16 protein-coding genes are annotated in these 19,819 nt (G+C 66.0%); 7 read left to right on the top strand and 9 right to left on the bottom strand.

Going from position 1 to position 19,819, the window contains the following annotated elements; all coding sequences use genetic code 11:
* Window positions 1-10: 10 nt before the first annotated feature.
* The 3 genes from PST29_RS14930 to PST29_RS14920 form a co-directional block, all read right to left on the bottom strand.
* Window positions 11-934 (bottom strand): universal stress protein, encoded by a 924-nt coding sequence (locus tag PST29_RS14930; RefSeq protein ID WP_060843528.1) that lies wholly within the window; start codon window positions 932-934, stop codon window positions 11-13.
* 121 nt (window positions 935-1,055) lie between these two features.
* A complete protein-coding gene (locus PST29_RS14925; RefSeq protein WP_060839197.1) occupies window positions 1,056-2,294 on the bottom strand; it encodes an MgtC/SapB family protein in 1,239 nt (412 codons plus the stop codon).
* Between the two features lie 169 nt (window positions 2,295-2,463).
* Window positions 2,464-3,369, bottom strand: coding sequence for a helix-turn-helix domain-containing protein (locus tag PST29_RS14920; RefSeq protein WP_060843527.1), 906 nt, complete (start codon window positions 3,367-3,369; stop codon window positions 2,464-2,466).
* Window positions 3,370-3,532: 163 nt separating this feature from the next.
* Here PST29_RS14920 and PST29_RS14915 point away from each other — a divergent pair, with 163 nt between their 5' ends.
* Genes PST29_RS14915 through PST29_RS14905 form a run of 3 tightly spaced genes read left to right on the top strand, consistent with a single transcriptional unit; the run spans window position 3,533 to window position 7,337 of the window.
* On the top strand, window positions 3,533-4,891 hold the full coding sequence (locus PST29_RS14915) for a glutamine synthetase family protein (RefSeq protein WP_060839195.1): 1,359 nt from the start codon (window positions 3,533-3,535) through the stop codon (window positions 4,889-4,891).
* Between the two features lie 47 nt (window positions 4,892-4,938).
* Window positions 4,939-6,027, top strand: coding sequence for a polyamine ABC transporter substrate-binding protein (locus tag PST29_RS14910; protein WP_060843526.1), 1,089 nt, complete (start codon window positions 4,939-4,941; stop codon window positions 6,025-6,027).
* Complete coding sequence (locus PST29_RS14905) at window positions 6,024-7,337, top strand: NAD(P)/FAD-dependent oxidoreductase (RefSeq protein WP_060843525.1); 1,314 nt, start codon at window positions 6,024-6,026, stop codon at window positions 7,335-7,337. Before PST29_RS14910 ends, PST29_RS14905 begins: the two co-directional genes overlap by 4 nt.
* Window positions 7,338-7,463: 126 nt before the next feature.
* Here the strand turns inward: PST29_RS14905 and PST29_RS14900 are convergent, their stop codons facing one another.
* Both PST29_RS14900 and PST29_RS14895 read right to left on the bottom strand, forming a co-directional pair.
* Window positions 7,464-8,411, bottom strand: a complete 948-nt coding sequence (locus PST29_RS14900) for an alpha/beta fold hydrolase (RefSeq protein ID WP_060843524.1) — start codon at window positions 8,409-8,411, stop codon at window positions 7,464-7,466.
* A gap of 133 nt (window positions 8,412-8,544) precedes the next feature.
* Window positions 8,545-9,300 carry a TetR/AcrR family transcriptional regulator gene (locus tag PST29_RS14895; RefSeq protein WP_060839191.1) on the bottom strand — a complete coding sequence of 252 codons (756 nt, stop codon included), beginning with the start codon at window positions 9,298-9,300 and terminating at the stop codon, window positions 8,545-8,547.
* A gap of 364 nt (window positions 9,301-9,664) precedes the next feature.
* Here PST29_RS14895 and PST29_RS14890 point away from each other — a divergent pair, with 364 nt between their 5' ends.
* From PST29_RS14890 to PST29_RS14875, 4 genes are read left to right on the top strand one after another with little or no spacing between them, the layout of a single operon-like run.
* Complete coding sequence (locus PST29_RS14890; protein ID WP_060839190.1) at window positions 9,665-10,369, top strand: ABC transporter ATP-binding protein; 705 nt, start codon at window positions 9,665-9,667, stop codon at window positions 10,367-10,369.
* Entirely contained in the window at window positions 10,366-11,565 is a 1,200-nt protein-coding gene (locus PST29_RS14885) for an ABC transporter permease (RefSeq protein ID WP_060843523.1), read from the top strand. Before PST29_RS14890 ends, PST29_RS14885 begins: the two co-directional genes overlap by 4 nt.
* Window positions 11,558-13,057: a TolC family protein gene (locus tag PST29_RS14880; protein ID WP_060839188.1), complete on the top strand. Its 1,500-nt coding sequence runs from the start codon at window positions 11,558-11,560 to the stop codon at window positions 13,055-13,057. The genes PST29_RS14885 and PST29_RS14880 overlap by 8 nt, the downstream gene beginning before the upstream one ends.
* Window positions 13,038-14,333, top strand: a complete 1,296-nt coding sequence (locus tag PST29_RS14875; protein WP_060843522.1) for an efflux RND transporter periplasmic adaptor subunit — start codon at window positions 13,038-13,040, stop codon at window positions 14,331-14,333. Before PST29_RS14880 ends, PST29_RS14875 begins: the two co-directional genes overlap by 20 nt.
* Before the next feature lie 199 nt (window positions 14,334-14,532).
* On the opposite strand, the gene PST29_RS14870 is transcribed toward PST29_RS14875, so the two are convergent.
* From PST29_RS14870 to PST29_RS14855, 4 genes are read right to left on the bottom strand one after another with little or no spacing between them, the layout of a single operon-like run.
* A complete protein-coding gene (locus tag PST29_RS14870) occupies window positions 14,533-16,236 on the bottom strand; it encodes an AMP-binding protein (protein ID WP_060839186.1) in 1,704 nt (567 codons plus the stop codon).
* A gap of 19 nt (window positions 16,237-16,255) precedes the next feature.
* Window positions 16,256-17,554, bottom strand: a complete 1,299-nt coding sequence (locus PST29_RS14865; RefSeq protein WP_060843521.1) for an acetyl-CoA C-acetyltransferase — start codon at window positions 17,552-17,554, stop codon at window positions 16,256-16,258.
* Window positions 17,551-18,444: a MaoC family dehydratase gene (locus PST29_RS14860; protein WP_060843520.1), complete on the bottom strand. Its 894-nt coding sequence runs from the start codon at window positions 18,442-18,444 to the stop codon at window positions 17,551-17,553. The genes PST29_RS14865 and PST29_RS14860 overlap by 4 nt, the downstream gene beginning before the upstream one ends.
* Before the next feature lie 3 nt (window positions 18,445-18,447).
* On the bottom strand, window positions 18,448-19,800 hold the full coding sequence (locus PST29_RS14855) for a 3-oxoacyl-ACP reductase (protein ID WP_060843519.1): 1,353 nt from the start codon (window positions 19,798-19,800) through the stop codon (window positions 18,448-18,450).
* Window positions 19,801-19,819: the final 19 nt, after the last annotated feature.

The following is a 19,819-nucleotide window of genomic DNA, read 5'->3' as shown; positions in this document are numbered from 1 at the left end:
CCGGTGCGGCTCATGGCAAGGGGTCACGCGGCGGCTTGACCGCCCAGATACTGCAGGGTGCCTGCAACAGCAGATGTTCAGCGGTGCTGCCCAGGCGCTTGTGCAGGCCGCGGTGCTGGGTGGTGCCCATGACGATCACGTCGCTCTGGTGCTCCTCGGCGAAACGGCAGATTTGCTGCAGCGGCATGCCCTCGATGAAGTGGCTGCGTTGCGGGGGCACGCCGTGGCGCTCCGCCACGGCGCGATACACGTCGCGTTGCGCCTCCCCCAGGGCTTCGTACAAGCCGCTGGCCAGGGACAGCGCGCCGACCCCGGCGTCCTTGGCGTAGACCGCCACCCAGTCATACACATGCAACAGGTCCAGCTCGGCGTCGCACTGCTCGGCCAGCTTCACCGCGGCGTCGATGATCTGATCGTTGAACTGCAGGTCCTGCACTTCGCTGCGCAGTACATCGATGATGGCCAGCACCCGGCGTGGCCGTGGGTGCCGGGCCTCGGTCACCAGATGCACCGGCAGCGCGCAATCGCGCAGCAACTGCCAGTCCAGCGGGGTATAGAAGATCCGCCGCATCGCCGACTCGGCATGGGCGTCCTTGATGATCAGGGCCAGGGGCATCTCGTTGGCGAACAGCTGGATCTCCTGATACGGCTGGCTGGCCCAGCGCGCTTCGCAGGTCACCGACAGGCCACGCTCGCGCATGCCTTGCGCCTGCAGCTCCAGCCATTGCCCGTGCTGTTCCAGGTAGGCCGCCTGTAACTGCTCGGCCTCACGGCTCTCGAACAGCCCGGCCAGCGTCAGGGCCTGCAGATGGTCCAGGGCGACGATATGCACCGGCAATTGCATGGCCAGGGCCAGTTGCTCCGTGCGTTCGAACGCCGGCGTGCGCTGCATCTGCTGGGGCGCGATCAAGAGTAAACGCGGGGTTTGCGACATGGTTCACCTCGGCACTGGAGCTTGAAGAAACCGCTAGGGGGTCATTCAAGACTGAGCGCAATGGCCAGGCACGAGTTGATCTTTATCAGGCGGCGCGGCTTTTTTTCGACCTGGCAGCCGCTTATTGCAGCCAGACACCGACCCACATCGCCAGGGTCAGCAGTGCCTGCCCGGGCACGACGTACAGCGCAAAGCGCCATCCACCGCTGAGGGCCGCCAACATGCACTTGCTCAGGGAGTTGCTGCTGACCGCCAGCATCACCGCGCTGCCGATGGCACTGCCGGGCAGTTGCCCGGACTTGACCAGTGAAGCAATGGACGCCGTGGACGCATGGGCATCGGCAAAGCCGCTGATCAAGGCGCTCAACATCAGGCCCAACTGCCCGAAGTAATTGAGCATCAGCGAACAGGCGAAGGTAATGGCGCTCATGGTCAGGGCCACGATCAAGGCCAGCTTGGGATTGAACGCGCCCTTGTCGCTGACCGGTTCGACGCTGCTGGGCTGGCTGCGGGGAAACACCAGGCAAGCGGCATACAGCGCGGTGCAGAGCCCCCCCAGCACCAGGGGCAGCCACATGGTTTGCAGCAGTGCGCTGTCGACCGTTACCAGGATCAGAGCGATCTGGGTCACCGTGGCCAGGTTGGACAGCAGCGCCGCGGCGGCCAGAACCCTGACCTGCCCGGGCGCCTTGGCGACCCGCTGGCCCATGGAGGCGATGGTCAAGGTGCTGGAAACGAATCCCGACGCCACGGCGCTGAGGGCATAACCGTAATGGGCGCCCAGGGTCCGCACCGCGACGTGGCCCAGGGCCCCTACCGCCATCAGCAATACGGTCAGGGTGCCGATGGTGCGCAGGTTGAACGCCTCATAGGGGCCGATGAAACGATCCGGCGCCAGGGGCAGGATCACCAGCGCCGCCACCAGCAGCGTCAGACCGTCGGCGATTTCCCGGTCGCTCAACTGACTGCGCACAAAGTGATGGAGCGTCTGTCGATAGGCCAGCAAGGCGGTCATGACCACGGCGATGGCCAGCGCCAGCTCCGGGGCCGTGCCACACAAGGCCCCGAGGATCAGCACCGCCAGCAGCGCCACTTCGCTGGTGACTCCCGGGTCCTCTTGCTCGTTGCGCCAATAGGCCACCGTCACCAACCCGGCCACAGCAATGGCCAGCGAGGCCAACAGCAGCGGACCGCCGACTCGCTGGCCGATGAACCCCAACAGCGCGGTGATGGCGAAGGTACGCAACCCGGCGCTGCCACGCTGAGGCCCCTGCCCTTTGCGCCGCTCGCGCTCCAGGCCCACCAGCATGCCGATCCCCAGGGCCGCGGCGGCGTTGGTCAGGTCGATGGTTTCAAGCATTGCACGCCCCAGGAAGACAGCCCACACCGAGAATAGAGCGCTGCCGGCGCTTTCGCGAATCGGCCGCCCAGCGCCTTGCAGGAGCCGGCTTGCCGACGAAGGCTGAGAGTGATGCGGGGTTTGCGGGCCTCTTCGCTGGCAAACCAGTTTCTGCGGCCAGTGCTGCCGATCAGCTCGGGCGACGTTTCAGGGTCTGGCTGGGCAACTCCTTGAACAGCGCCCGATAGCTGCTGGAAAACCGTCCCAGGTGCCAGAACGACCAGTGCATCGCCACCTCGGCCACGGTGGTCTCGCTGGGCCCGCGGCTGAGCAGTTCGCGGTGCGCGCTGTTGAGCCGGCGCAAGCGCAGCCACTGGCTGGGGGCCATGCCGGTAAAGGCCTTGAACGCGCTTTGCAACTGACGCAGGGAAACCCCGGCCACCTGGGACAGCTCCAGCAGATTGAGGGTTTCCTCAGGGACGTCGGCGGCCCATTGCGCCACCCGCTGCATGATCACCCGCTCTTCGCTGCGCCGTTGCAGGCTGCCCGGGTCCAGGCGCACGCAGGCGTTGTCGAGGATGTACAGGCAGTCGTCCAGCAGTTGCTGGGTCAGGGCTTCGCGGCTGGGGGGATCGAGGGTCTGGGACAGGCGGGTCAAGGTGGCGCTCAGCCAGCGACAGAACAGCGCGTTCTGCTGGCTGCCCAGCGGCGCCATGAACAGGCCGTCCAGGCGCTCCAGCCTCAGGCCCTGGCCCTGGACGAACTCGGGGCCGAACACCACCGCCACTTCCTGGTAGTTCTCCGGGGTGATCCAGATATTGCGGCTCTCGCCATTGAGCAGGTACAGGGCGTTGTCGCTGCGGTCGAAACAGAACGCCAGGGCGCCTTGCGGGGCGCTGAAATTCTGCTCGACCCGGGTGTTCATGCACTCCTCGTAGATCTCCACGCCCTGCAGGTCGAGGTAGCGCACCAGGCCGTTGAAATGCCCGGGGGACATCTGCTGGTAATGCTGGACCCAACCCGGGGTGGCACGGATCTGATCGGCGACATCGAAGGTGTTGAACGCTTGAACCTGAAGCGGATTGGACGCTGTCATCGGGGGACCTTGCGCACTCTTTTGGTGCGCTTTGGTGCTGCTTAAAGTGGATAGATGGAACAACAAGGCTCGCCCAAGATAGTCGCCAATGCGCCGCAGGGGAAGCCTTGCCGGGATACTCCCGCTCACCTCGGTGCAGACAAGAACAATCATCGAGGTCTTTATGAACGCCCCTTTCGATCAGCTGTCCTCCTGGCTGAAAGATCACAAGATTACCGAAGTCGAATGCGTGGTCAGCGACCTGACCGGCATTGCCCGCGGCAAGATCGCGCCCACCAACAAGTTCCTGCACGAGCGCGGCATGCGCCTGCCGGAAAGTGTCCTGCTGCAAACGGTAACCGGGGATTTTGTCGACGACGACCTGTACTACGAACTGCTGGACCCGGCGGACATCGACATGGTCTGCCGCCCCGACTCGTCATCGATCTACCTGGTGCCCTGGGCCATCGAACCCACCGCCATCGTCATCCACGACACCTTCGACAAGTTCGGCAACCCCATCGAGCTGTCGCCGCGCAACGTGCTGAAAAAGGTTCTGCAGCTGTACACCGACAAGGGCTGGCAGCCGATCGTCGCCCCGGAAATGGAGTTCTACCTGACCCAGCGCTGCGAGGACCCGGACCTGCCGCTCAAGGCCCCGCTGGGCCGTTCCGGTCGCGCGGAAAGCGGCCGCCAGTCGTTCTCCATCGACGCCGCCAACGAGTTCGACCCGCTGTTCGAGGATGTCTACGACTGGTGCGAAGCCCAGGGCCTGGACCTGGACACGCTGATCCACGAAGACGGCCCAGCGCAGATGGAAATCAACTTCCGCCACGGCGACGCCCTGGACCTGGCGGACCAGATCACCGTGTTCAAGCGCACCCTGCGCGAGGCGGCGCTCAAGCACAACGTCACCGCCACCTTCATGGCCAAGCCGGTGGCCGACGAACCCGGCAGCGCCATGCACCTGCACCAGAGCGTGGTGGACATCGCCACCGGCAAGCCGATCTTCGTCGATGCCGACGGCCAGAAGAGCCAGCTGTTCCTGCACCACATCGGCGGCCTGCAGAAGTACATCCCCAAGGTGCTGCCGATGTTCGCCCCCAACGTCAACTCGTTCCGCCGCTTCCTGCCGGACACCTCGGCCCCGGTGAACGTCGAATGGGGCGAGGAAAACCGCACCGTCGGCCTGCGCGTGCCGACCGCCAGCCCGGAAGCCATGCGCGTGGAAAACCGCCTGCCCGGCGCCGACGCCAACCCCTACCTGGCGATCGCCGCCAGCCTGCTGTGCGGCTACCTGGGCATGGTCGAAGGCATCGAACCCAGTGCCCCGGTGGAAGGCCGGGCCTATGAACGCCGCAACCTGCGCCTGCCGATCACCATCGAGGACGCCCTGGCGCACATGGAGGACTGCCCGACCATCGAGCAGTACCTGGGGCGCAAGTTCGTCCGTGGCTACGTCGCGGTCAAGCGCGCCGAACACGAGAATTTCAAGCGCGTGATCAGCTCCTGGGAACGCGAGTTCCTGCTGCTCAGCGTCTGATTCCCCAGCGTCTGCAACCCATAAAAACAACCCGAAGAGGTGTCGATATGCGTCTTTTGCAAGCAGTGATCCCGGCAGCACTGGCGGCCTTGATGAGCGCCGCCGTCCAGGCACAACCCAGTGTCAGCGTGTACAACTGGACCGACTACATCGGCCAGACCACCCTCGCCGACTTCCAGGGCAAGACCGGGGTCAAGGTGATCTACGACGTCTTCGACTCCAACGAAACCCTGGAGGGCAAGTTGCTGGCCGGGCGCACCGGCTACGACGTGGTGGTGCCCTCCAACCATTTCCTGGCGCGCCAGGTGAAGGCCGGCGCGTTCCTCAAGCTGGACCGCTCGCAGTTGCCCAACTGGCAGAACCTGGACCCCAAGCTGCTGGCCCTACTGGAGCAGAACGACCCCGGCAACCAGTATTCGGTGCCCTACCTGTGGGGCACCAACGGCATCGGCTACAACGTCGACAAGGTCAAGCAGGTGCTGGGCATCGACCACATCGACTCCTGGGCGGTGCTGCTGGAGCCAGAAAACCTGAAGAAGCTCCAGCAATGCGGAGTGTCGATGATGGACTCGCCGGATGAAGTGTTCCCGGCGGTGCTCAACTACCTGGGCCTGGACCCGCGCAGCGAAAACCCCGAGGACTACCAGAAGGCCGAGGCCAAGCTGCTGACCCTGCGCCCGTACATCACCTACTTCCACTCCTCCAAGTACGTCTCGGACCTGGCCAACGGTGATATCTGCATCGCCTTCGGCTACTCCGGGGACGTGTTCCAGGCCGCCAACCGGGCCAAGGAAGCCAAGAACGGGGTGAACATCGCCTACTCGATTCCCAAGGAAGGCAGCAACCTGTGGTTCGACCTGCTGGCGATTCCCGCCGATGCCGGCAACGTCAAGGAAGCCCACGCCTTCATCAACTACCTGCTGGACCCGCAGGTGATCGCCAAGGTCAGCGCCTACGTCGGCTACGCCAACCCCAACCCGGCCTCCCAGCCGTACATGGACGCCGAGCTGGTGAACAACCCCGAGGTGTATCCGCCGCAGGCCGTACTCGACAAGCTGTACATCTCCAGCACCCAGTCGCCGGCCATCATGCGCTTGATGACCCGTTCCTGGAGCAAAGTGAAGTCCAACAAATGAATCAGCCACGACACTCGGGCAGCGCCAGCGAGCATGCCCGCTCCTACTACGCCGCCTCCGCCGGGCCCCTGCCCGGCTACCCGGCCCTCAGTGGCGACCTGCAGGCCGATGTGTGTGTCATCGGCGGTGGTTTCACCGGGGTCAACGCCGCCATCGAACTGGCCCAGCGCGGGCTGTCGGTGATTCTCCTGGAAGCCCGGCGCATCGGCTGGGGCGCCAGCGGGCGCAACGGCGGCCAGCTGATTCGCGGCATTGGCCATGACGTCACGGGCTTTGCCCGCTACGTCGGCCAGGATGGGGTGAAATACCTTGAGCGCGCCGGGATCGACTCGGTGGAACTGGTGCGCCAGCGCATCGCCACGCACGGCATCGATTGCGACCTGCGCTGGGGTTTCTGCGAACTGGCCAATACCCGGGCCCAGTTCGCGGCGTTCCAGGCTGAACAGGATCACCTGGCGAGCCTGGGCTATCGCCACCCGACCCGCCTGGTGGGGCCCCAGGACATGGCGCAGGTGGTGGCCTCCTCGGTGTATGCCGGGGGCCTGGTGGACCTGGGCTCGGGGCATCTGCATCCCCTCAAGCTGGTGCTGGGGGAAGCGCGGGTTGCGGCGTCGCTGGGGGTACGGGTGTTCGAGCAGAGCCCAGTGCTGGAGTTGACCCACGGCGACAGCGTCACCGTGCGCTGCGCGACGGGCACGGTCAGCGCCGGGCACCTGGTGCTGGCCTGCAATGCCCACCTGGAGGATCTGGAGCCGCGGCTCAGTGGCAAGGTGCTGCCGGCCGGCAGCTACATCATCACCACCGAGCCCCTGAGCGAAGAGCGCGCCCGCGCGCTGATCCCGCAGAACCTGGCGCTGTGCGACCAGAAGGTCGGCCTGGACTACTACCGGCTGACCGCCGACCGGCGCCTGCTGTTTGGCGGTGCCTGCCACTATTCGGGACGCGACCCGGCGGACATCGCCGGCTACATGCGGCCGAAGCTGCTCAAGGTGTTCCCGCAGTTGCAGGATGTGGCCATCGACTTCCAGTGGGGCGGCAAGATCGGTATCACCGCCAACCGCTTCCCCCAGGTCGGACGTCTGCGCCAGTACCCCAACGTGTATTACGCCCAGGGGTATTCCGGGCATGGCCTGAACGTCACCCACTGGACCGCCCGGCTGCTGGCCGAGGCGATCGAGGCCGGCCACAGCCAGGGCCTGGACGTGTTCAGCGGCGTGCCGCACATGACCTTTCCCGGTGGCCCTGCGCTACGCGCACCGCTGCTGGCCCTGGGTATGCTCTGGCACCGGATGCGCGAAATGCTCGGTTGAGCGACCTCCTTCGCCGGCCGCATCCGCCGCCGTGGGAGCCGGCTTGCCGAACAGGGATCGCCGCCTTGCGCCGCCCCTGCCGAGGCCTTCGCTGGCAAGCCAGCGTCCGAGGAACCGGCGGCTGCTCTAGGTGAACCGTCGCTGCAGAAAATCCAGCAACAGGGCATTGACCCGCTGCGGCTGCTCATTCTGGATCCAGTGTCCGCAGTCCGTCAGCAGGTGCTGTTCCAGGTCGGCCACCTGACCGGGCATGCGCTTGAGGGTATGGGCTTCGAGCACGCCCACCGGATCACGGTCGCCCAGCAGGAACAGGGTCGGCTGCTGCACCCGGGCCTGGGCCAGGAACTCGGTGCGCTGCCAGGTGCGCTCGAAGTTGCGGTACCAGTTCAGGGCACCGCGAAAGCCGCGCCCGGCAAAGGTCTGGCGATAGGCCTGGAAGTCCTCCTCACTGCACCAATGCGGCAATTCTCGTGGCACCCTCACCCCGTCGAACAGCCGGGCATCGGCCGGTTTGGGCTCGAGCAAGGCATGCACATTGCCCATGAACAGCCGCAGGCTGGCGTCGATATCGGCGTCCAGTTCCGCCTCGGCCACCCCGGGCTGCTGAAAGTAGAGGATGTAGTTGAAATGCCCGCCATGCACCTCGCGCATGATCTCGCTGGCCGGCCGTTTCGGACGCCCGGCAAAGGGCACGGAAAGGGTCGCCAGCGCCGCCACCCGCCGCGGCTCCAGCAATGCCAGGTGCCAGGCGACCGGGGCGCCCCAGTCGTGGCCGACCATGCACACCCGCTGATGACCAAAGGCGTCCATGGCCTGCTGGATGTCCGCGCACAGGGTCAGAAGATCGTAGGCCTCCACCGCTTCCGGCGCCGAACTGCGACCGTAACCGCGCATCTCCGGCACGAACACGCGAAACCCGCCGCGCACCAGGGCCGGCACCTGATGGCGCCAGGAGTGCCAGCACTCGGGAAAACCATGCAGCAGCCACACCGGGGCTCCGTGCTCCGGTCCGGCGACCTGGACACTGAGTTCGATTCCGTTGACGGCCAGAAGATGCTGTTGATAGGCAGGCATGCCGGGCACTCCAGGGCAGTTGCGAGGAGCAGAACCTAGCAGATGGTGGCCGCAGCCTTGAGCAATATTGATGGTTTGAATGAGGGTGCCACGCCCGCCGGCACCCTGAGGTGCGGGCAGGCGTGGCGTCCGCTCAGGCGGGAATCATGCCGGCCAGGGACTGGCTGTGCTGACGAATCAGGCGCTGGGTGTTCAAGACCTTTTCCAGGGCCTGCTCGGAATCGGGATCTTGCATGGGGGCGCGAATCGCTGCCGACACCAGGCTGATCAGCTTGGCCATGACTTCGGCATCGGTGGCCGGACGCCCCAGGCTCATGGCCTGCATCAGCAGGCGCAGTTCGGTGCCGGCCATGACCCCGGAAATCGCCTTGAGGGCGAACTGCAAGCGCACCCCCAGTTCGTTGCGCGGCAGGTCCGGCAGCGCCAGGGCAAAAGCCTTGAAGAAGCGCTCGAACACCGGTTGATAGTGTTCCTTGAGGTATTCCTGAATGAATGGCGAGGTATCGCTGTACACCCGGCCGAGGAAACGAATGAACGACCGGCCTTCCAGGCCACCGCTTTCATCACTGCGCTCCAGGCCCATGGCGGGAGCGAAAAGCACCCCCAGCAGGGTCTCGCAATCCAGCGGTCCGTCGGCCTGCTCTTCGCACTTGGCCAAGAGTTCCAGACGTTGATCGTTGAGCGGCCCCAGGCGTTGCATCAGCAGGGCCTTCATCAACGAATCCTTGTCGCCGAAGTGGTAGTTCACCGCCGCCAGGTTGACCTTGGCGCGCTCGGTGATCTGACGCAGCAGCACGGCGTCGTAGCCGTACTTGATGAACAATGCCTCGGTCGCTTCCAGCAGTCGGGTCTTGGTGACATTGGGGGCACTGAGTTTCTTGGCGACCATGGAGGACTAACCTTTGCTGGGTGAAAAACTGACCGTTCGAACAGTGTTTTAAAAAAAAATTTGATTTTTTATACCCGCGAGAAGCCCTAAAAGCAAGCGCCCCAAGGACCCACGCCGGCCTGCAAGAACCTTTTATGACCCACGGGTCCCCGTGTTTCAGTCGCCGCGAAAAAACCTCGAAAAGCCCCCAATTAGCCGGTTCAGACGGCTGGCGCACCAGGATGAACGCAGTTACTATTCAAACAATTTTTTAAAACAATAAATAAAAACCAGAGCTTGGCCTTGCCCCTGGACCCCGCGCAACGCGACGCCTGCGCACCGTGGATATTCAAGCAAGCAGTCGAGCCAGCCGGCGCGGTAAGCGATGACAGCGACGATAATCGACTCAGGTTTTATCTCCCTGCAAGGCATAGGCAAGAGCTATCGGCTGGCGGAGCAACCGCTCCACATTCTCAAGAACGTCTCCCTGTCCATCGACTCCGGCGAGAGCTGCGCCATCCTCGGTGCCTCGGGTTCCGGCAAAAGCACCCTGCTCAATATCCTCGGCCTGCTGGACCTGCCCGACAGCGGCGAGTACCGCTTCGCCGGCCACGATATCTTCCGCGCCAGCCCCGACCAACTGGCGGCCATCCGCAACCGGCAGATCGGCTTCGTGTTCCAGAGCTTCAACCTGCTGCCGCGCCTCAGCGCCCTGGACAACGTCGCCCTGCCCCTGAGCTACCGCGGCGTGGCCCGGCGTGAATCCCTGGAACGTGCCCAGCACATGCTCGATCAGGTGGGCCTGGGGCAACGGGCTCAGCACCGCCCCGCCGACCTCTCCGGCGGCCAGCGCCAGCGCGTGGCGATCGCCCGGGCCCTGGTGGGCGAGCCATCGGTGATTCTCGCCGACGAACCCACCGGCAACCTCGACAGCCACACCGCCCGGGACATCATGGACCTGCTGCTGGCGCTGAACCGCGAACGCCAGGTGACCCTGATCATCGTCACCCACGACCCGGGCATCGCCCAGCGGCTGGAGCGGCAGATCCGCGTGACCAACGGCGTGGTCCAGGAGGTCTGCCCGGCATGAGCCTCAAGGTCGAGCAGAGCGCCAGCCAGCTGCTGCACGAAGCCTTCGTCAGCCTGCGCACCCTGGGCAAGCGTTCGATCCTGGCCCTGCTGGGCATCGTCATCGGCAGCTCATCGGTGGTAGCCCTGATCAACATCGGCCACAACGCCGCCCAGGACGCCGCGGCGATCTTCCAGGACATGGGCACCGACACCCTGGCGGTGCAATTTCCCGATTCCTCGGCCAGCCGCGCGCCCATGCCGCCGCTCCTCGACCTGGCGGCCCTGCACCAGGCCCTGCCGCAGTTGCTGGACATCGCCCCGGTGGCGCTGTTCAGCGGGCCGGTGGTGTACCGCGGACGCTCCAGCAACGCCAACCTGGTGGGCAGCACCCCGTCCCTGGCCAGTGCCATGCGCCTGCAGGTGCAGCAAGGGCGCTTTCTCTCGGCGTTCGACAGCGGGCAAACCTACGCGGTGGTCGGCGCCCAGGTCGCCGAAGCCCTGAGCACGCCCCACGACCCGTTGCGCCTGGGGGAGCGGATTCGCATCAACGACTACCTGTTCCAGGTGATCGGCATCCTCGCCAGGCAACCGGCGGCGGTGCTGATCCCGGTGCAGACCAACGAATCCCTGTTCATCCCCCTGGAAGGCATGCGGCGGATTTCCTCGAGCCCGCAGATCAGCAACCTGATCGCCCGCGCGGCACCGGCCCAGGACATGAACCGGCTGGCCGCGGCCCTGGGCGACACCTTGAAGCAGCACCTGCCCGGGCGCAGCGTCGAGGTGCAGGTGCCACAGAAGATCATCGACGGCATGACCCGGCAAAGCCGCACCTTCGGCTACCTGCTGATGGCCCTGGGGGGCATCTCCCTGGTGGGCGGTGGCGTCGGGGTGATGAACGTGATGCTGATGAACGTCTCGGAGCGGCGCCGGGAGATCGGCATCCGCATGGCCCTGGGCGCGCGGCGCCGGGACATCCGCAACCTGTTCCTGCTCGAAGCGGTGACCCTGACCGCCGTGGGCGCGCTGTCCGGTGCGGTGCTGGGCATGAGCGCCGCCTACCTCTATGCCCGCCTCTCCGGCTGGCAGTTTTCCCTGGCCGGCGCCTCCCTGCCCCTGGGGATCGGCAGCACCCTGCTGATCGGGCTGTTCTTCGGCCTGTACCCGGCCGTCTCGGCCTCGCGCCTGCAACCGGTGGAGGCGCTGCGGGATGAATGATCGCCAACGCGCCGCGCTCTTGCTGCTGTGCCTGCTCAGCCCCCTGGGCCAGGCCGGCTCCCGGGACATGGACGTGGCCCGCCAGGCGTCGGCCCCGACCCTGCGCAGCGCCTACGAACGCAGCGTGCTGCTGAGCCAGCAGCAGACCGAGCTGACCCTGGCCGATGCGGTCTACCTGGGCCTGCGCAACAACCGTGGCATCCGCAGCGCCTACCTGCAGCGGGTGGCACAAAAGTTCGACCTGCGGGTGTCGGAGGACACCTTCAACCCCAAGCTGCTGCTCAGCGGCACCTACCGGGCCAACAAGGGCAGCAACGACGGGGTGCGCAACACCACCCTCAATCCCAGCTCCAGCCTGCTGGGGGAATACGGCACACGCCTGAACATGGCCTGGCACCAGGAACTGAGCCAGGCCAACCGGGCCGGCTACTACCGCCGCGACGGCCTGGACCTGTCGATCATCCAGCCGCTGCTCAAGGGCGCCGGCTGGGACGTGACCACCGCGCCGCTGCGCCTGGCGCGGATCAACGAACAGGCCTACCGCCTCAACCTCAAGGCCAACGTGGCGCAGACCATCAGCGACATCATCGGCGCCTACCGCGAACTGCTGCGGGCCCAGGAACAGCTGGCGATCGTCGAGGACGCCCTCAAGCGCGCCAATGCCCTGCTCCAGGTGAACAAGGCGCTGATCGCCGCCGGGCGCATGGCCGAGTTCGAGATCGTGCAGACCGAAGCCGACATCGCCAGCCAGGAGCTGGGGGTGGAAGAGGCACGCAATCAGGTGGACATCAACCGCCTGTCGCTGCTGCGCCTGCTGGCCCTGGACCTGTCGACCCGGATTCGCGCCAGCGACGGCCTGCAAGCGGCGAAAGTCAGCATCGACCAGCAGGACGCCCTGCGCCTGGCGCAGATCCAGCAACCCACCTACCTGGCGACATTGCTGGGCAGCCAGCAGGCCGACCTCAACCTGATCATCGCCAAGGACCAGAGCCGCTGGGATGTGTCCCTGGTGGCCGGCGCCAATCAGGTGCGCAACCGTTACGACAACGACGGCGGCAACGGCGCGGGACGGACCTGGGACAGCTATGCCGGCGTGCAGGTGCAGATTCCCATCGGCGACTTGAGTACCCGTCAGGCCGAGGTGCATGCCCGGGTCGACGTGGAAAACCAGGCCCTGGTGCTGGCCGATGCCCGCCAGGCCCTGGAGCGCAGCGTCAGTGACGTGGTGCGCGACCTGGGCACCCGCTGGCGCCAGTACGAGATCGCCCAGCGCGCCGTGGAACTGTCCAGGCGCAAGCTGGATATCGAACGGGAAAAACTCAGCGCCGGGCGCTCCAGCAACTTCCAGGTGCTGAGTTACGAAAGCGATTTGCGCACCAGTGAAAACGCCCGCCTCAATGCACTGATTGCCTACCTCAACGCCCAGACCCAGCTGGATCTGACCCTGGGCACGACCTTGGAGACCTGGGACATTGCGCTCAACGACTTCTGAGCAGAAAAACTGGCGCAAGCGCGGCCTCCTCGGCGGCACGGCCCTGATCGTGCTGGCCGTGGCCGGCGTCGCCCTCACCCACTACCGCGCCGTGGACGATCCGGCGCTGCAACAGGGTCGCTGGATCGAGGTCAGCACTACGCCGCTGATTCATCAGATCGGCCTGGTGGGCAAGATCGAGCCCCAGCGCACCATCAGCCTGACGGCGCCGTTCGACGGCAACGTTCTGGCCAGTCTGGTGGAACAGGGCCAGCGGGTGGAGGCCGGTCAAACGCTGCTGAAGATGGACCCCAGCCTGATCGAGATCCAGGTGCGCGAAGCCTTGTCGGCCCAGCTCAAGGCCCGGCGCAGCGTTCAGGAACTGCAGAACTGGGACAGCAGTGCCCTGGTGACCCGGGCCCGGCGCACCTTGCGCGCCTCGCAGATGGCGGTGAGCAATTCCGAACGCAAGCTCAGTGAAAGCCAGAGCCTGTTTGCCCGGGGCATCATTCCCCGCAACGAACTGGACGATCTCAAGCAACTGCTGCAGAGCCAGCGCCTGGACCTGACGGCGGCCCAGGGTGAACTGCAACAGGCGCTGGATCAGGGCAAGGGTGAATTCCGCCAGATTGCCGAGATGGAGCTGACCAATGCCACGGTCAAGTACGAAGCCCTGCGCGCGCTGCTGGCGGGCAAGGACGTGGTCGCCCCCTTTGCCGGAATCGTGGTCCCGGCGCCGGGGCTCAACCTGACACCCATCGCGTCGGCGGCGGCCTCGGGGCCGGTGCAGACCGGCAGCAAGGTCGGCCAGGGCCAGGCCCTGTTCGGCCTGGCCAACATCGAGCAACTGAAGATCGTCAGCAAGGTGTCGGAGCTGGACATCAACCAGCTGCGCCAGGGCCAGAGCGTGGAAATTCTCGGTGACGGCTTTGACGGCGAGCGCCTCCAGGGCCAGGTGGACATCGTCAGCAGTCTGGCGCTGCCGGGGGACGCCAGCGGTGCCAGCGCGCAGTTCCCGGTGACCCTGTCGGTGCCCAAGCTGACCCGCGAACAACAGCAGCGCGTCCGCCTGGGCATGAGCGCGCGATTGAGCATCATTACCTACCGCAACGATCAGGCAATCGTCATCCCGCCGGCAGCGATCCAGCGCGGCGCAGATGGCATGAGTGTGGAATATCGGGCGAGCGCCGATCAGCCGGCACAACGGCTGCCGGTGAGCGTCGGCCAATCGACGGCGGAGGGTATCGAAGTGTTCGGCCTGCAGCCGGGCCAGGTCCGCCTGCCCAACGCCTTGTAGGTTCAGGCTTGCTTGGCTATCACCCGAAGAACCTCTAGCGCACTCGGGACGCTTGCGCCCCTGCGGGCCGTTCGCAGCCTTCGGCAGCGGCTACAGTGATCGCCGTGGAGGTAGCCGCTGCCGAGCCCCTGCGAGGCTGCGAAAAGGCCCGCAGGGCCTTGCTTGACGGTCTTCAGAAGAACCTCGGACGCCCTCGGAACTAACGCAGGGCGCGGCGCAGGACCTTGCCGACGGTGGTCTTGGGCAACTCTTCGGTACGGAACTCGACGTAGCGCGGCACCTTGTAGCCGGTCAGGTACTCGCGGCAGTGGGCCAGCAACTGCTCCTGAGTCAGGTTCGGGTCCTTGCGCACCACGAAGATCTTCACCTTCTCCCCGGTCACCCCATCCTCGACGCCAATCGCCGCCACCTCGGCGACGCCCGGATGCAGGGCCACCACGTCCTCGATCTCGTTGGGGTACACGTTGAAACCCGAGACCAGGATCATGTCCTTCTTGCGGTCCACCAGACGGATGAAGCCCTGCTCGTTCATCACCCCGATATCCCCGGTGGACAGCCAGCCGTGGCGGTCCAGGACCTTGGCGGTTTCTTCCGGACGCTGCCAGTAGCCCTTCATCACCTGGGGCCCGCGCACCTGCAGCTCGCCCTCCTCGCCCAATTCCGCCAGCTCGCCGTCCTCGCGCACGAAGCGCACCCAGGTCGACGGCAGCGGCACGCCGATGGTCCCGGTGAAATCGCCCTCGCGCATGCGCGCGATGTCGATCGGGCTGATGCTCACCACCGGCGAGCACTCGGTGAGGCCGTAGCCTTCGATGATCGGCACCCCGGTGACCTCCTTCCAGCGCCGGGCTACGGCGGTGTGGGTGGCCATGCCACCGGCGATGGCCAGTTTCAGGTCGGAGAAGTCCCGGCCGCGAAACTCCTCGTTTTCCAGCAGGCCGTTGAACAGGGTGTTGACCCCGACGATGCCGCTGAACTTCTCCTTGCGCAGGATCATCTGCACCCGCTTCACGTCCCGCGGGTTGGCGATGAGGATGTTGCGCCCGCCCAGGCACATGAACATCAGGCAGTTCACCGTCAGCGACAGCACGTGATACAGCGGCAGCAGGGTGACGTTGGTTTCCTGCTGGTTCTCGTCCAATTGATCGCCGACCCAGGCCTTGGCCTGCATCAGGTTGGCGAGGATGTTGCGGTGGCTGAGCATCGCGCCCTTGGCATCGCCGGTGGTGCCGCCGGTGTATTGCAGGAAGGCGATGTCATCCTGCTTGAGCTCCACCGGCCGGTGCTCCAGCACACTGGCCAGCTTCATCATCGCCGGGAAGCGGATCGAGCCCGGCAGGTTGAACTTGGGCACTTGCTTCTGCACGTGGCGCAGGGCGAAGTTCAGCGCCGCGCCCTTGAAGGTCCCCAGCAGGTCACCGATGGCGGCCACCACGATGTTCTTCAGGCGGCTGCCCGGCATCGCCTGCTCCAGGGTGTGGGCGAAGTTCTCGAAGATCACCACCGTCTCGGCGCCGCTGTCCTTGAGCAGGTGCCGCAGTTCATGGGCGGTGTACAGCGGGTTGACGTTGACCACCACCGCCCCCACCAGCAGGGTGCCGAACAGGCAGATCGGGTATTGCAGGCAGTTGGGCATCATCAGGGCCACCCGGTCGCCCTTCTTCACCCCTTTGGATTGCAACCAGGCGGCGAAGGCGAACACCCGCTTCTCCCACAGGTCGTAGCCCATCTCGGTGCCAATGCTGACGTAGGCCACCCGGTGGCGGTACTTGTCCACGTGTTCGAGGAACACTTCCCGCAGTGACGGGTAGCGGTCGATGTCGGCTTCGATATCGCTGGGCACCCCCGGCAGGTAGGCGTTCAGCCAGATACGCTCGGCGGGTTGCAGGCTCACGACACTCATTGGCAGTCTCCTTGTTATTTTATTTTTCGACGATGGCGGTGACACCCAGCCCGCCTGCGGCACAGACGGAAATCAGTCCCCGACCGGAGCCACGCTGGTGGATCGCCTTGGCCAGGGTCGCCAGCAAGCGTCCGCCGGTGGCGGCAAACGGATGCCCACAGCCCAGGGAGCCGCCGTTGACGTTGAGCTTGCTGCGCTCGATGCTGCCCAGCGGCCCTTCGAGGCCGAGTTTTTCCCGGCAGTAATCGGCGTCTTCCCAGGCCTTGAGGGTGCACAGCACCTGAGCGGCGAAGGCTTCGTGAATCTCGTAGAAGTCGAAATCCCCCAGGCCCAGCCCTTCCCGGGCCAGCATGCGCGGCACGGCGTAGGCCGGGGCCATCAGCAACCCTTCGCTGCCGTCGACAAAATTCACCGCGGCGGTTTCCCCGGTGCGCAGGTAGGCCAGCACCGGCAGGTTGTTGGCCGCGGCCCAGTCTTCGCTGGCCAGCAGCACCACCGAGGCACCGTCGGTGAGCGGGGTCGAGTTGCCGGCGGTCAGGGTGCCGTTGTGGCGGTCATAGGCCGGGCCCAGGCCGGCGAGCTTCTCCAGGCTGGCATCGGCTCGCAGGTTGTTGTCCCGGGTCAGGCCGCGATACGGGGTGATCAGGTCGTCGAAGAAGCCGCGCTGATAGGCGGCATGCAACTGCTGGTGGCTGGCCAGCGCCAGTTCATCCTGGGCCAGGCGCTTGATGTGCCAGCGCTTGGCCATTTCTTCACAGTGCTCGCCCATGGACAACCCGGTGCGTGGCTCGCCGTTGCGCGGCAGCAGCGGCTTAAAGAACATCCCCGGGCGCACCTTGAGCAGACTGCGCAGCTTGTTGCCGGGGCCCTTGGCCCGGTTGGCCTGGAGCAGGATCCGGCGCAGCCCTTCGTTGATGCCGATCGGCGCGTCGGAGGTGGTGTCGGCACCGCCGGCAATCCCCACCTCGATCTGCCCCAGGGCGATCTTGTTGGCCACTAGCAGCGCCGCCTCAAGCCCAGTGCCGCACGCCTGCTGCACGTCGTAGGCCGGGGTCTGGGGCGCCAGGGTGGTGGACAGCAGGCTCTCCCGGGCCAGGTTGAAATCCCGGGAATGCTTGATCACCGCCCCCGCGGCGAACTCCCCCAGGCGCTGGCCGGACAGGCCGTAGCGATCCACCAGCCCCTGCAACGCCGCCACCAGCAGGTCCTGGTTGCTGTCGTTGGCATAGACCGTGTTGGAGCGGGCGAAGGGAATCCGGTTGCCGCCGATGATCGCCACCCGGCGCACCGGCGCCGGATTGAAACTGTACTCAGTCATTGCCCAGCTCCCAAGATAAATAGGCCGCGCATGTGGGGCTTGTCCCCCGCGTTGTTGCGCACTTCGAACTCATGGCGCGAACCGTGCGGCAGACGGTTCCACAAGGTCACCGCCGCCGGCAGCAGGATCGGCAGCTTGAACTCGCAGTCCAGCTCCGCCGCCGCCAGCGCATGAGGCGGTTGCTGGGCCGCCAGGGCCCGGCCCAGGGTCCACATGCCGTGGGCGATGGGGCGGCGGAAACCGAACAGCCGGGCGCCGAGCCAGGAGGTGTGAATCGGGTTGAAGTCGCCGCTGACCTGGGCGAAACGCCGTCCCAGGTCGCCCCCCAGGTTCCAGCGCTGGGTGCGAATCAGTGGCGCTTCATCCTGCTTCAGCGCGCCTTCCCAGGGCTCGCCGATGGGGCTGGACACGCCACGGCGCAGGTACAGGCTGTGGCTTTCCCAGACCAGGCTGCCACCGCTGTGGCCCCGGGTGGCGATGGACAGCGCCTGGCCCTTGGGATGGGCCAGCCAGCGTTCGGCGAACACTTCCAGGCGCAGGGCCTGGCCCTCCTCCAGCTTCTGGTACTGGCGAATGCGATTGGCCAGGTGAACCATGCCGCTGGCCGGATAGGGAAACCTGCGGTCGGTCAGCAACAACAGGTGCAAGGGAAACGCCAGGGTATGGGGAAATGCCAGCGGCACCCCGTGTTCCCGGCGAAAGCCGCAGGCCTGGGCGTAGCGGGCGATCCCGGCGGCCTGCAACTCCACCGCCGGACGCACCAGGCGCTCGGCGGGCAGCGCCGGCGCGGCGTCCGGCTTGGGCTTGCGCAGGCTGCGGATGCCGTCATAGAGCAGTTGGCCCCGGGACGGTGGCGGTTCGATGATGCGAATGGCGCTGTCGCTATTCATGGCTCAGGCCCCCAGCAGGCTTTGCCCGCAGACGCGGACCACCTGCCCATTGATCCCGCCGGAACCCGGATGGGCCAGCCAGGCGATGGTTTCCGCCACGTCCACGGCCTGCCCGCCCTGGTTCATGGAGTTCATGCGCCGTCCCGCCTCGCGGATCAGCAGCGGGATCTTCGCGGTCATCTGGGTTTCGATGAACCCCGGGGCCACGCCGTTGACGGTGATCTGCTGGCGCGCCGCCAGGGGCGCCAGGTTCTGCACCAGGCCAATGACCCCGGCCTTGGAGGTGGCGTAGTTGCTTTGCCCGAGGTTGCCGGCGATTCCGGAAATCGACGACACACAGACGATCCGCCCACCGGGGTTCAGGCCCTGGCCCGCGAGCAACGCCTGACTGAGCAGCAGCGGCGCTTCCAGGTTGACCGCCATGACCTTGCGCCACGCCGCCTCGGTCATCTTGGCCAGGGTCTTGTCCTGGGTGATGCCGGCGTTGTGCACGACGATATCGAACGCGCCGTGCTCACCGACGAACTCCAGCAAGCGTTGCCCGGCCCCGGCGGCAGTGATGTCCAGGGCCAGGGCATCGCCCTTGAGGCCGGCTGCGGCCTGCTGCAACTCGGCCTCGACCTGGGGAATGTCCAGGCACACCACCTGGGCGCCGTCCCGGGCCAGGACCTTGGCAATCGCCAGGCCGATGCCGCGGCAGGCACCGGTGACCAGGGCTCGCCGTCCGCTCAAGGGCCGCTCCCAATCGATGTGCCGGGGCACGTCCACCGGCTCGCCGATGCGCACCACCTGGCCCGAGACATAGGCCGAGCGCCGGGACAGGAAGAAGCGCAGGCTGCTGTCCAGTTCGGCTTCGGCACCGGGCTCGACATACAGCAACTGGACGGTGATGGCCCGACGCAGTTCCTTGCCCAGGGAGCGCACGAAACCTTCCAGGGCCCGCTGCGCCACCGCCTGCTCCAGCGCCTTGCAGTGTTCCGGCGGCGTGCCCAGCACCAGCACCCGAGCATGGGCGCCCAGGCGCCGGACATTGGCGTGAAAGCAGCGGTACAGCTCATCGAGCTGGGCGATATCCGCCAGCCCGCTGGCGTCGAACACCAGGCCCTGGACCTTCACCGTCGAGGGTGCATTGATACTCGCGGCCTGGGCCGCCACGGTGTCGGTGGCGGCGAAGATCCGTTGCAGCTCGCCCAGCAGGCGGCCTTCGGGCGCCGCGGCGAGGATCACCGGGTTGATCAGGTTGCCGCCCTGCCCCTCGCGGTGGCGCTGGAGCGGCACCGGTTGCGGCAGGCCGGTACGCTGGGCCAGCCAGCGGCCCCACCCGGAATTGACGAACGAAAGATAACCGTCAGACATAAAGAGATCCCGATCCAAT

Source organism: Pseudomonas sp. St29, assembly GCF_001547915.1.
Classification (GTDB): domain Bacteria; phylum Pseudomonadota; class Gammaproteobacteria; order Pseudomonadales; family Pseudomonadaceae; genus Aquipseudomonas.
The sequence above is the reverse complement of the archived record's forward strand: the minus strand, read 5'-3'. Positions and strand labels throughout refer to the sequence as shown.

Coding starts and splice junctions, on each gene's coding strand:
- PST29_RS14880 (WP_060839188.1), top strand. CDS start 11,558: ATGAATGATCGCCAACGCGCCGCGCTCTTGCTGCTGTGCCTGCTCAGC.
- PST29_RS14890 (WP_060839190.1), top strand. CDS start 9,665: ATGACAGCGACGATAATCGACTCAGGTTTTATCTCCCTGCAAGGCATA.
- PST29_RS14860 (WP_060843520.1), bottom strand. CDS start 18,444: ATGAATAGCGACAGCGCCATTCGCATCATCGAACCGCCACCGTCCCGG.
- PST29_RS14900 (WP_060843524.1), bottom strand. CDS start 8,411: ATGCCTGCCTATCAACAGCATCTTCTGGCCGTCAACGGAATCGAACTC.
- PST29_RS14885 (WP_060843523.1), top strand. CDS start 10,366: ATGAGCCTCAAGGTCGAGCAGAGCGCCAGCCAGCTGCTGCACGAAGCC.
- PST29_RS14865 (WP_060843521.1), bottom strand. CDS start 17,554: ATGACTGAGTACAGTTTCAATCCGGCGCCGGTGCGCCGGGTGGCGATC.
- PST29_RS14915 (WP_060839195.1), top strand. CDS start 3,533: ATGAACGCCCCTTTCGATCAGCTGTCCTCCTGGCTGAAAGATCACAAG.
- PST29_RS14930 (WP_060843528.1), bottom strand. CDS start 934: ATGTCGCAAACCCCGCGTTTACTCTTGATCGCGCCCCAGCAGATGCAG.
- PST29_RS14910 (WP_060843526.1), top strand. CDS start 4,939: ATGCGTCTTTTGCAAGCAGTGATCCCGGCAGCACTGGCGGCCTTGATG.
- PST29_RS14925 (WP_060839197.1), bottom strand. CDS start 2,294: ATGCTTGAAACCATCGACCTGACCAACGCCGCCGCGGCCCTGGGGATC.
- PST29_RS14905 (WP_060843525.1), top strand. CDS start 6,024: ATGAATCAGCCACGACACTCGGGCAGCGCCAGCGAGCATGCCCGCTCC.
- PST29_RS14855 (WP_060843519.1), bottom strand. CDS start 19,800: ATGTCTGACGGTTATCTTTCGTTCGTCAATTCCGGGTGGGGCCGCTGG.
- PST29_RS14920 (WP_060843527.1), bottom strand. CDS start 3,369: ATGACAGCGTCCAATCCGCTTCAGGTTCAAGCGTTCAACACCTTCGAT.
- PST29_RS14895 (WP_060839191.1), bottom strand. CDS start 9,300: ATGGTCGCCAAGAAACTCAGTGCCCCCAATGTCACCAAGACCCGACTG.
- PST29_RS14870 (WP_060839186.1), bottom strand. CDS start 16,236: ATGAGTGTCGTGAGCCTGCAACCCGCCGAGCGTATCTGGCTGAACGCC.